Genomic DNA, 12,073 nt, shown 5'->3' with positions numbered 1-12,073 from the left:
TGGTTGGCGTAGGTCCATGTCGGTTCAGTCGCGCGCCTTGCGGACGCGGGCGAGCTCCTCGAGGATCGAGAACCCCTCCACGCGAAAGGCGGCGCAGGCCGGATCGGTGACCGGACGAGCCACGTCCCCCACCACGCATCGAAGCTCGTCGCAGGCGCCGCCCGTGCACGCGAAACGACCGTCTCTCGCCTGCGCGAAGGCGCCGTCGTCGGGCGTGCCCAGGGTGACCACCAGGGTGCCATCGGGGGCGAAGACATCGATCGTGTCGTGATCGCGCCCGAACATGAAAAAACGACCCTCGGGATCGGCGCCGAAGTCCGGGTACCACCCCAGGGCGGCGAAGGAGTCGTAGCGCGGCGCGGCGCCGCCTTCGGGGATGGTCACCATGGTGACGGAGGCCCGACGGCTGTGCATCAGCATTCCCTCGATCCAGAACCGGCGCTCTTTCTCCACCCAGCCCATGGGCAAGTCCAGGGGGGCCGACGTATCCCAGTCCGGCGCCGGGAAGCTTCGCAGGATCTTTCCCGTGGAGAGCTCGATCTCGGCGAAGGAATTGTTGTACCTGATGCTCTGCAGGCCCAGGTGCATCGTGAAGGCCGTCTTGCGAGCGCTCGACATCACCAGCCCGCGGTAGTCCGTCTCGCCCTTGTCGCTGCAGCGGCCCGGCGGCTCGGCGCCGCCCCCGCAGCTCCGCAGGAGCATTTGCCCCGTCCGCGCGTCGATCCACTGCAGCCCCTCCTTCCCGCCGGCGATCAGGATCCGCGGGCGCCCCGCGTCCTCGAACGAGACGAAGTCAGGGGTGAACTGTGAGACGGCGGAGATCCGTTGCCAGGCGATTCCCTTGCCCGGCTGCCGCTTGCCCAGCAAGAGGCGGAACTTGCTAGCGTCGAGCCCCTGGTAGTTACCGGCCAGGAGGACATCGTCTCGCTGGTTCAGGACATAGCCCGGCGCCGGCGGCGCCGAATCGAGCACGAAGCCGGTCTCCTCCAGATGAAAGAAGCCCTTGTCCGCTTGCGCATACAGATCCGAGCCCGATCCGGAGAGCAGCACGCGCTTTCTCTCCATGCCGGGCGGCGCGGGCAGCGGCCCGGGGAGACCCACGCGGTCGACATCGAGGACGTGCGCCTTGGGCAGCTCGTCCCACTCGAGGCCGCGCTCCGAGCCGCGCTGGGTCAAAGAGCTCCAGACGATCCGGCGTCCCCCGCCGAGCCACCTGAAGCTGCTATGCCGCAGGCTCCGGCTGTTCAGGTGCTCCTCCGCTTCCTTCGATTCCTGCTGCAACTGGCAGGCGCTCGCGTCCTTGATCAGGTTGAAACGGCCGTAGAGGACGGCGTTTTTCTCGAGGGAGCTCTGCTCGTCGATCAGGATCGTGGGCCTCTCCTCCGGGCCGCCCTCCGCGAAGCGAGCGCACGACGCATTCACCCACGCGGCGCGTCGCCCTCGGTCATCGAAGATCAGGAAATAGGGAGAGCTGTTCGTACGACCATCGACGAGGGTGAAGCGCCGCCCTGCCGACGCCTGTTGAAATCGCCCCGTCCACGAGAACCAGGAGTCCGTGTACGAGAGCGTCTCCGTGGGCCCGAGCGCTCCCGTGCGCTCGTCGAGCGCGGCGACGAGGCATCGGGTGTCCCAGGCGGGAGCGCCCACCCTCATGCAGCGGGTCGCGTACAGGCCCTGTGGCCCCAGCGTCACCAGATCGGCGTGGGCCGACGAGTTGCCTCTTTCAGGCAGGTCCGGGAGCGTGCGCGACCAGCGCCGGGTGCGCGTGGCCAGGTTCCACCGCTCCACGACCCGGGTGTGCGGGAGATGCTCGATGCGCCCTTCCCAGGTGGAGGCGACGACCAAGGAGATCGCAATGGCGTCGGCGCCGTCGGGGGTGAGCACGATGCTCCGCGGATAGAGGTTGTTGATGGGGAGCGAGGCGATGGCCGAAGAGCGCCCTTGATCGGCGGACTCCGCCGACGTCTGGCGGCCGAAGAGGGTCAGGTAGTTCTCGTCGCTCCACCACACCTTCCGCTCCGGCAACGCCAGCAGGAATGCTAGCGTCGACCTCGGTTGAAACACGACGCTCACCGGAGGCGCGGCCGGTGGGGCCGGAGCGGTCACGGGAGCGCTCGGTCTGGCCGTCGGGCGGACGCTGCTGCAGCCGATGGCAAGAGCGCCGGCGAAGAGGCCAATCCAGGGCCGAGGGCCGCGAGCACGAAAGGATCGCATGCGATCGTAAACCATGGGGCCGCTGCGCCGGTCAAGGGCGCTTCCCAGCCTGATCCCTGCTGAAACCAGCGCCGGTCGACCCTCGAGCGCGCACCGAACGCCGTCGCGGAAAGAGGGTAGCTGGTAGAGGGTAGGAGGGGAGCGCTTCCAGACGCCTTACGGCGGTCCAGCGCTACCCTGCCCCACATGCCCGTCGACGTGATGCCCGGAGCGCGACGCCGTCTCGGTGCGCCGGAAACATGCACAAATTCGGCGAGTTGGCGGGGCCGATCGGGCCGAGAGGGCATCGGAGTGCGGGTCGCACGCGCAAAGAGAGCGCTCAAGCCCTTGACCTCAGGGCTGCCTCATCGTCGATGCGTAGATAGCAGTCGAGATCCTCTCCCGATGTGTAGCTCATCGGATCTCTGATCGACCTGCGGCTGAATCCACACCTGCACGTTCTCTTTCTGGACGGTGCCTATCAGGGGGCGAGGCGGCGCGCTCAGAACATGGCGCGGGGGTTCGGCGCGTCGGCCGGGATGTCCTGAAGTACGTCCCAGTGCTCGCAGAAGCGCCCGTCGTCGACGCGGAAGATGTCGACCACCGCGACGCCGCGCGGCCGCCGCGGGTTCACGAGCTTGTAGTGCACCACGGCGTAGTCGGCGTCGGCGATCATGCGCTGGATCTCGACCTGCGCGCCGTCGAGCGGCGTCTCGCCGTCGCGGAAATAGGCGATGAAGGCCTCGCAGCCGTTCGCCCCGGGCGCGGCGCGCGCGTCGGGGTTGTGGTCGACGAAGTCGGCGGTCAACAGCGCGCGGACGGCGTCCCAGTGCTTGCCGACCACGGCGTCGTACAGCTCGAGCAGCATCTGCTTGTTGCGTTCGGGGTTCATACGGAGGGGGCGTGCCTTTCTGCGCCGGGGGGCATGGTCGCTCGCCGGTGCGTGCTCACCCTCGCAGCGAAGCGCGCGGCGGGCTTGAATCTGCGCGCCAATCGTCGGCCGCAGCGCGCGCGCGCCGCGCCGTGGGCGCGTGCTAGCGCGTGCGCGCGACCGCGCGGTACGCGCTCGGCGGCAGGCCGGACGCGGCGCGGAACTCGCGCGCCAGGTGGGCCGCGTCGCTGAACCCGCACGCGTGCGCGATCTCGGTGAGCGGCCGAAGCGAGCCGGCGATCGCGACGGTGGCGTCGCGCATGCGCACGCGGCGCGCGAGCGCCGAGGCCGTGGTGCCGTGCGCCGCGAGCCGGCGTTGCAGCGTGCGGACCGACTGGCGCGTGGCGTGCGCGAGGCCCTGCGGCGTCCACGGCGCGTGCGGCTCGCGCGCGATCGCCGCGAGCGTGGCGGCGACCGGGTCGTCCGGGGCGCTCGGTGGGTGCAACGCCTGGCGCGCGGACGGCGCCGGCGCGGTCCGGCGCGACCACGCGAGGCGGAGCGCGACCGGCGGCTCGGCGAGCGACGCGGGCCCGAGCCAGCGGGCGTCGCAGGCGAGCTCGCGCCACGGTCCGCGCGCGGCGCGCGCCGCGACGACGAGCTCGCCGTGGCCCATCCGGCGCAGCAACGCGGCGAGCACCCCGGTGATCATCACGGTCTGGCTCGCGGGGGCGAGCGCGCCGGCGTACGGCTGCGCCGCGAGCTCCAGGGCGCCGGCGCCGTCGAGCGCGAACCGCGTCTGGTGGAGCACGCCCCACGCGCGCTCGAGCGCGCTCCAGCGATGCGCGAGCTGCGCCACGCTCGCGGCGCTCTCGAGCAGGTAGAGCGTCGGCGAGAAGGTCAGCGCGTCGAGCCCGTCGCCCAGCGCGAAGACGGCGCCGAGCCCACCGACGCGTGCGCGCTCCGCGACGAGCGCCCGCAGCGGCGCCGCGGGGCTGAGGGCCTGCAGGGCGGGGTCGGGCGCGTGCGCGTCGGGCGGGCGGACGCGCTGCGCGAGGTGGAGCAGCTGCAGGTTGACGTTCTGCGACACGGTGCGTGGGCGCAGCGACAGGCGTGTGGACGGCCGCGCGAGCTCGAACGCGAGTGTGGCACCTGCGCGCGTGGGCCGCCACGGTCGCGCGCGCGCCCGACCGTGACCCGCGAGGGCGAAGGGCGCGCACGCGCTCACCTCTCCCTCCAGGGCGATCTCTCGCCGCCCGAGCGCGATATCCCCTTCGGCGCGCTCGCGTCGTGGGCGGGTGGCCGGCGAGCAGCTTGTCATCGCTGCCGGCGGGGGCGAGCCCGTCGCCGCTGACTCGCCCTCTCGACCCGGCGCGCCTCGCTGAAGGTGCCAGCCGAACCCCCCCGCGAGGCGCCGGGCGTTGATGAATTCGATCGACGCTGCCCTCGATATGCGGCACGTTCACCGACGGTCGTCTGGGTCCGTCCTCCGGACTCCATGACCCTGAAGACGAGTGGCCCATGAGGGTGAGAACCGGCGTGCAACAGGCCGCGGGCTGCTCGGGCTGCAACTCCGATCACGAGCGACGCGACGTCCCCGAAAGCGAAGGAGATCTCATGAAGAGAGCGGCCAATCGTCCTGCAGCAGGCCTCGGACCCAGCTTGCCGGGGGTAGTCTTGCTGAGCGCCCTCCTCGCAGGGTGCGGTGACGGCGAGGTGAAGCCCAGCTCCTCATCCATGTCTTCAGGCACCGGAGGCAGCGGCGGCGGAGGCACGAGCGGCGGGAGCGGTGGTGGAGCAGGCGGCGGCGACGCGCCAAGCGCCAGGGGCTACCCCGATCGCTTCACCGTCGGCGCGCCCGGCGTGGGCACCTACGCCCAGTCCGATCCAAAGCTCCCGGTGCCGCCCGGGTACACGGAAGTGTGGCCCAGCGACGAACTGAGCAAAGAGTGGGATCTGTACGATTGCGACGGCACCGTCAATCTGGACCACATGTATTTCCACGCGTTCATTTACATCGGCACCGGCTGCCACGGCACGGTCAACATCACCAACTCGATCATCGCGCCGCCGCCCGGCTCCACGAACCGCAGCATTCTGGTCAACGCCGACGAGTCCGCGCCGCTCACGTTGAACATCAGCGATACCACCATTCGCCCCGAGCCGGTCGGTCTCGGCGGTACGAACGCCGCCCTCACCGAGCATGCCGTGAACGCCTGCGCGACGTGCACCATCCGCTTGACCCGGGTGGACGTCGCCAATACCGGTGGAATGTGCCTTTGCGGCCAGAACACCCTCATCGAGCAGAGCTGGTTGCACGACAACTACATCGCGCACCTGGCGGACCCCTCTCTCGCGCATACGGGCGGTGTCTTCCCGTACGGGGGCAGCGGGCCGCTCGAGATCGGCCACAACCGGCTCGAGCCGGGCGTCGACGCCGCCACGGGCAACGAGGTGCCGGACTACTGGCAGGCCATCACCGCCGTGCTCTTCACCCAGAGCGTCGATGGCTCGACGCTGCGGAACTACGATGTCCACGACAACTTCGTCTCGCTCGGCGCCTACGACTTCTACCCCGAGAACGGCGAGGACATGATCCTGCGCAACAACGTCTTCGGCCCGAGCCACTGGGGTTACACGACGTCGTGCGCGACGTGTACGTACGCTGATTGGTCCAACAACGTGGTCGGCGACATCGACGGCAACCCCACGAACGAGGTCGTCCCCCAGCCATGAGGCCGCGCTCCCGGCGCTGGTAGAGCGCTTCGGGGAGGGCGAGGGTGACGGTGGCGGCCAACATCGCGCTGGGGGGGACGCGGGAGGCTTCCGCCGTCTCGGCGCGGGCGTCCACGGGGGGCGCGGCTCACCGGGCTCATCGGGGCCACCTCCGGGCGCGGGGGAGGGGTCGGTCATCGGCGCACGACCCTGGAAGCCGCGCGCCGATGACGGTAGCAGGCATGTCACGCCCGGTAAGCGCCGGGCATCGCCGGCAGAGCGCCGGGCTTCAGGGCACGATGGTCCCGGTCACCGCGACGTCGTCGACCTGCGCGGTCCCGGTGAGTGAGCCGCTCGCCGACGTGGCCGCGACGCCCACGTACACCGTCGAGCTCATGCTGATGGTCGCGCTGCCCACCGAGGTCCAGCTCGCCCCGTCGGTCGAGCGATAGACCTGGAACGTGCTCCCGGTGCGCTGGACCTTCAGCCACCGCGGCGCGGTCTCGCTCTGGGTCGCGGTGGAGCTCGAGGTCGAGCCGCCGCTCGACGTCCTGCGCTGGAAGCGGATCGTGCTGCTCGGCGTCACGGCCACGGTCGCGTGCTTCGCGTTCGTGTTCAGCGTCTCCCGGATGGTCACCCCCGCGAGCGCCGAGGCGCTCGTGTTCTCGAGGCTCACCACGCGCGCGACGATCGTGGCGTCGCCGTTCACCTTGACCCACGAGAAGCGGAATGCGTCCGCCGTGCCCGTGATGCCCGCGCCCGAGCCCTCGATCGCGAAGTTGTCGACCCACCGGCTCGTGCTGCCGGGCGCCGCCGGGGCGCCGACGTCCTGAGAGGTCCACGACAGCGCAGAGACGTTCCGGTGCTGGCTCAGCGGCCACACCGGGAGGACCGATGACGACACGAACTGGGAGCGATACACGAGCTCCTGCGGATCGGTCCCGGCCGGCGCGGACCACGTGAACGAGGTGCCTGCCCCCGTCGTGCCGACCCAGCCGTAACCCGACACCCAGTGCCGCACCTGGAGGCCAGGCACACTCGCGAGCGCCCCGGGCACGGACTGCGCGGGGAACACGTACTGGTTCGCGGACGGGTTCGACACGGCGTCAGGCGTCCAGCTGATCGGCCAGAGGTCGGGGACCGTGACCGGGAACGTCGCGTCCGGCTGCACGATCAGCTCGTAGTTCCCCGCGTCCGCGCCCCAGACGGAGAACTTCCACGTCCCGGGGCCGAGCGTGACCTTCGACACGTTCACGTCGCCGGACCAGATCCAGAACGCGTCCAGCGAGCCGGGGGCGCTCTGGTTGTAGACGTCGAACCAGGCGGCGTACGTGTCCAGGGAGCGGAGCTGGAACCGCACGGTCGTCGTGGAGGCCAGGTTGATCGAGAAGTGATCCCAGTCGTCGCCGCCCGAGGAGCCCCGGATGCGCGCCGGAAACCCGACCGCCTGCGCCGCGGACTGGTCGTTCGGGAAGTCGCCGCTCTCCTGGACGAGCACATCGTCCTTCACGCCGTTGCAGTTGTCGTCGACGTTGTTGACCGTCTCGACGGCGCTCGGCTTGATCGCCGCGTTCGTGTCGTTGCAGTCGCCCTTCTGCCTCGTGAAGCCGTCGGCGTCGGCGTCGCTGCAGTACGGGTTCGTGGCGCCGAACTGGGCCGTCAAGCTCGCCCGCAGGGTCGTGGAGACGGGCCAGTTCCAGGCGTCGTAGAAGCAGGACAGGTTCGCCTGCACGCCCAGGCTGAGCGTCTCCAGCAGGAACTCGCGGCGCTGCTCGGGGGTGAAGCTGTCCCACACATAGCCGCGGCTCTGGACCAGCGATCGCGCCTGCTGCACCCAGGTCCTGAGCGGCTGCTTGACGCCGAACAGCTCGAAGACCCGGAGCGCGATGCCGGACTGCGTGTGCACGGAGAGGCTCTGCGCCGACCAGCCGCCGGCCGGGTCGCAGGCCTGGTTCGCGATGCACGTCTGCCAGCTCGCGCCGGGGAACTCCTCGTAGGGATTCAGCCGCTCCTTGCGCTTGAACGTCATGAACTCGGGGTTCGTCAGCGCCTGCCCGTTGCCGCGCGGGCTGCCGCCGCGCTCCAGGTAGACGTGGGTGGGGTCGTCCAGGACCTCGGTCCAGGCGTGCGCCGAGTCCGCGTTGGTGAACAGGAAGGGGCTCAGCGAGTCGAAGTTGTGGTTCAGCTCGTGGTTGATGACGTTGATGCCGCTCTCGCCCCTCACCGCGTCGGGGACGATCTCGATGCCCTTCGCGTTCACGTACCCGCAGCCGTAACCGCACGTGACGTCGACGACGGCGATCCTCAAGAGCCCTGTCCCGGGGGGCTCTGCGCCCGTGATCTCGGCCTTGGTCTTGTAGAGCAGGTCGGCGTCGTCGATGATCTGCCGGACCCGCGCGAGCCCGATCTCGTCGAGCAGGGCCTGCGACAGGAGCAGCGCGGTGTGCTTGCCGTTGAACTGCCGCAGCGAGTACGAAGCGGAGTCGAAGGCCACATACGTGACGGTGGTCCCGTCGGGGAGGTCCCGCAGGAGGGCGTACGGCGAGGGACCGCCGTCCTCCGGCGGCATGAGGTAGTCCCGGGTGAGGCCGAGCTCCGAGGGGGCGGGCACCGCGCGCTCGGAGGGATCGGCCGGCAGCGACGAGACCTGCTCCTCGGCCGGCGCGGCGCTCCGGTCGGCGCCTGGCTCGCTGATCTCGACGGCGCAGCCGCCGAGCACCAGCAGCCCCGCCGAGAGCGCGGCGCCCCGAGAGGCGATGCTCGCCCACCAGCTGCGCGTCATTTCGCGATTCTGTCGGTTACTATTGGACATTCTGTGACTCCGGTACGTCATGGAGACGCGCGGACGCCGGCGGCGGTGATCGTCGATCCTCGATCGTCGCGCACCGGCCACCGCGCATCGGCTCTACGCAGAGCGACAGGACACATAGAATGCGCGCCTGTTAAGTAGGGTTAAGTAACGTTCAGAAGTGGAGACGCGCGGCTCCTGTGAGCCGGCGCGGACGCGGATACGAACCCTCTTCTATGCTCATTCACAGACTCTCGCCTGTGTCGGCGACCGGGGCGGCGGTGATCGCTCACATGCTGGGCGTGACGCGCTCGACGCCGCTCAAGCCCGAGCAGGCGGCGCGGCTGCGCAAGGGGTTGCCCGGTCATGCGGACATCCTGGGCACCGGGCCCGCCGGGCCCCTTCGTCCCACCTCATGCCGCCCGGGGCGCGCCCTCGTGTCCCGCCTCCACCCGGGCTGGAAGCGACCTGACTGTGCAGGCGCGGAGTGCGGGGCGGGTCAGGTGGCGCCCACGAAGGCTCGGGCGGCGCGCGTGCCCAGCGGCATGACAGGAGCGAGAGCTCTGCGGCTCCCGACGCGCCGTCGATCCCGACAGGTGAATCTCCGCGCACGCCTTGCAAAGTTGAAATATCTCTACGGATGAACAAAAGAAAACTACCGTCCCTCTGGACAGAGGACATTACGTGTCCCACATTGTAACTCAAGGATCCTTTCGCGCTGATTCTTTCCAGAGCGACTGAAAGGCCTTTCTCCGCGTGCTCGCGTGCTCCCATGCCGCGCGTACGGAAGGTCGCTGGGCAGACGTGCGCCACGGACACGTCTTGCTCACCAACCCGCTGGCGTCGACGCACCGCGAGGGTGCAGTCTTTCTCAACAACCGAGGTATCCACACTCGATATGATGTATGTCACGAACAGATCGATCCGGTTCTTTTCATCGCTCTTTCTCGTTGGCGCTGTCGCCCTGAGCGGCTGCGCAGTCGATACCGGCGAGAGCGACGACGCCTCGCAGGTCGAGATGACGACCCAGGCCCTGCATGGATCGAGCATCGGTCCGCAGCTGATCGGCGCCTGGCAGGACAGCGACAGGGCGTTCCCCACGCTGCAGCTCGACGCCGACGGTTCGTATGCGCTCGATACGGGCATCCGCTGCATCAGGACGCCCTGCCCGTCGGGCGAGTCGGGCGTCTGGTTCCTCTACCGCGCAGGCGCTCAATACTATGTCTCGCTGCTCTCCGACGCGTACGACGTGAGCTGGTACCGCGTTCGCCTGGAGCACGGAGCGCCGACGAACCTTGTGGGAGCGTTTGGAACCAGCGGCACCTTCTCGAAGGCGAAGACGTTCTGCGTCGAGTTTCAGACCACCGACGAGACCGGCACCCCGTACCCGTCGTTCTTTGCTCAAAACGTGAAGACCTACGAAGAGGGCAGCGCGATCCTCGCCCCGATCGCGCCTTATCTGATCAATGAAGCCATCCGCGAGGGGACTTGCGTCGATCAGCCCCAGATTTGCACGAGGCAGTACGCGCCCGTCTGCGGCCAGGTCTTCACCGATCCCGAGGAGACGTACGGTAACCTGTGCGAGCTGAAGGTGGCCGTCCGCGGAAGGGCCGGCGTCGATGGGTTTGCCAAGAGTCGCTGGATCGACGGCGCCTGCGCCGCCCCCACCGCGCCGTTCTGAGGCGGCATTGCGGGCGTCGCGTGCCCGGGCCTCGGCTCCTGCGGCGGGTCGGGGGGAGGGGGTACGCCATGATCGACGATGCGAGGAGCGAGCGCGAAGGTGGCCGCTATGTCCCTGCGCACGATGCTCCTGACGCTTGCGGCTTCTTCGCCCTCAGCATGACGATCTCGGCGCGCACGTCGAGGAGACGGTCCACGGCCGGCTGATCGGGCTCACGCCTCGCGGCTGGTTTCACATCCAGCGCCTTCACCTCAACCGCCCGTAGCTCGTCGAGCGGCGCCATCTGCACCGCGTCCTTCAGGCGCAGAAAGCCGATCTCTCGCGGTCGCGGGAGGCGGAGGCGCGTCTGCGGCGGGAGATTGAGGCGCTCCAAGGGGTGACGATGACGTGGGCCGTGAGCGGGACGTGCAGCTCCGAGCCGAGGTGGCGTAGCTCCAGGGTCATCGCTTCGTGCTCGCGGGTCGGCGTCGGGCCGTAGGCATGCTCGCCGATGAGCATGCAGGCGGCCTGCTCGCTGGGCTTTGCCGCCGGGGCCCAGCCGCCGTCGGACGCACGGCCTGTGCTGCCAAGGGCTGCGGACGTGGATTCTGGAGGTGCGCAGCGCCGGGGGCGGGCCGCTTGCTTGCGGGCGCGTCAGGAGGCGGAGCTGGCGGAGGCGCGGAGCGGCTCGGCGGAGAGCTCGCGCTCCCTGGCGGCGGGGACGTGCTTGGGGGCGGTCTTGAGGTGGGTGGCGTACAGGGTGAGGCCCGTGAAGGTGATGCCGCCGAGCATGTTGCCGACGACGGTCGGGATCTCGTTCCACACGATGTAGTCCACGACCGAGAAGTTGCCGCCCATGAGCATGGCCGACGGGAACAGGAACATGTTCACCACGGAGTGCTCGAACGTCATCGCGAAGAACAGCATGATGGGCATCCACATCGCCGTCACCTTGCCGCCGACGGTGTTGGAGATCATCGCGCCGACCACGCCGGTCGAGACCATCCAGTTACAGAGCACGCCGCGCACGAAGAGCGTCAGCATGCCGGCGGCGCCATACTCCTTGTAGCCGAGCGTGCGCGCCTCGCCGATGCCGGAGATGGCCTTGCCGACGGCGTTCGGCTCCGTGGAGAAGCCGAAGGTGAAGACGACCGCCATCATCACGGCGACGGTGACGGCGCCGGCGAAGTTGCCCGTGAAGACCAGGCCCCAGTTGCGCAGGACGCCGCCCAGGGTGACGCCCTTGCGGCGATCGATCAGCGCCAGCGGCGACAGCACGAACACGCCCGTGAGCAGATCGAAGCCCAGCAGGTACAGCATGCAGAAGCCGACCGGGAACAGCATCGCGCCGATGATCGGGTAGCCCGTCTGCTGGGTGACCATCACCGCGAAGACGGCGGCGAGCGCGAGCAGCGCGCCGGCCATGTAGGCTCGGATCAACGTGTCCCGGGTCGACATGAAGACCTTGGACTCGCCCGCATCGACCATCTTGGTGACAAATTCTGTCGGCGCCAAATAGGACATAAGCTTGGCTTTCCTCCGTGAAGACGTGACTGGCGACTGGCGATAGGACTCGAGCTTGGCGCGCCCGCCCCTGGCAGGCCGCGCCGCGCTGGCCGGCGCGGCCTGGGCGGCAGCGCGCACGGATCGCCCCGGCGTGTGCCGGAGCGATCGAGCTCCCACGACGTCACCGCGGAATGTAGACGGGGCTTCGTTTCGTCAATGTTTCCGTTGACGATCGATATAGGATTTATCGAGAAGCGAGGCTTGGGGCCGGCGCCGGGATCCCCTTCCACGCCGCCCCAGGTGGACCAGCCGAAGCGCGTCTGCCCTGTCCTGTCCTGCGAAT

At 69.2% G+C, this 12,073-nt stretch carries 8 protein-coding genes; 2 read left to right on the top strand and 6 right to left on the bottom strand.

The genetic code is table 11. The annotated features are described in order from the left end of the window. Positions 1–24: 24 nt before the first annotated feature. The 3 genes from WME89_RS31250 to WME89_RS31240 form a co-directional block, all read right to left on the bottom strand. The gene (locus WME89_RS31250; RefSeq protein WP_438003329.1) at positions 25–2,025 is read right to left on the bottom strand and encodes a hypothetical protein; all 2,001 of its coding nucleotides are present in this window, start codon (positions 2,023–2,025) and stop codon (positions 25–27) included. A 670-nt stretch (positions 2,026–2,695) separates the two neighbouring features. Then, on the bottom strand, positions 2,696–3,085 hold the full coding sequence (locus tag WME89_RS31245) for a nuclear transport factor 2 family protein (protein ID WP_438003328.1): 390 nt from the start codon (positions 3,083–3,085) through the stop codon (positions 2,696–2,698). Between the two features lie 142 nt (positions 3,086–3,227). Continuing rightward, the gene (locus tag WME89_RS31240) at positions 3,228–4,151 is read right to left on the bottom strand and encodes a helix-turn-helix domain-containing protein (protein WP_438003327.1); all 924 of its coding nucleotides are present in this window, start codon (positions 4,149–4,151) and stop codon (positions 3,228–3,230) included. 647 nt (positions 4,152–4,798) lie between these two features. On the opposite strand from WME89_RS31240, the gene WME89_RS31235 reads away from it, so the two are divergent. Further along, the gene (locus WME89_RS31235) at positions 4,799–5,797 is read left to right on the top strand and encodes a hypothetical protein (protein ID WP_438003326.1); all 999 of its coding nucleotides are present in this window, start codon (positions 4,799–4,801) and stop codon (positions 5,795–5,797) included. A gap of 268 nt (positions 5,798–6,065) precedes the next feature. Here WME89_RS31235 and WME89_RS31230 read toward each other — a convergent pair whose 3' ends face one another. Beyond that, positions 6,066–8,558 carry a MopE-related protein gene (locus tag WME89_RS31230; protein ID WP_438003325.1) on the bottom strand — a complete coding sequence of 831 codons (2,493 nt, stop codon included), beginning with the start codon at positions 8,556–8,558 and terminating at the stop codon, positions 6,066–6,068. Positions 8,559–9,462: 904 nt separating this feature from the next. Between WME89_RS31230 and WME89_RS31225 the strand changes: the two genes are divergently transcribed. Then, positions 9,463–10,245 (top strand): Kazal-type serine protease inhibitor family protein, encoded by a 783-nt coding sequence (locus WME89_RS31225; protein ID WP_438003324.1) that lies wholly within the window; start codon positions 9,463–9,465, stop codon positions 10,243–10,245. A gap of 297 nt (positions 10,246–10,542) precedes the next feature. Here WME89_RS31225 and WME89_RS31220 read toward each other — a convergent pair whose 3' ends face one another. Then, positions 10,543–10,743, bottom strand: a complete 201-nt coding sequence (locus tag WME89_RS31220; RefSeq protein WP_438003323.1) for a hypothetical protein — start codon at positions 10,741–10,743, stop codon at positions 10,543–10,545. Between the two features lie 135 nt (positions 10,744–10,878). Then, positions 10,879–11,748: a formate/nitrite transporter family protein gene (locus WME89_RS31215; protein ID WP_438003322.1), complete on the bottom strand. Its 870-nt coding sequence runs from the start codon at positions 11,746–11,748 to the stop codon at positions 10,879–10,881. Positions 11,749–12,073: the final 325 nt, after the last annotated feature.

The sequence above is a fragment of the Sorangium sp. So ce321 genome, from assembly GCF_051530195.1.
Lineage (GTDB): Bacteria > Myxococcota_A > Polyangia > Polyangiales > Polyangiaceae > Sorangium.
This window is presented reverse-complemented; position numbering and strand designations above follow the sequence as displayed.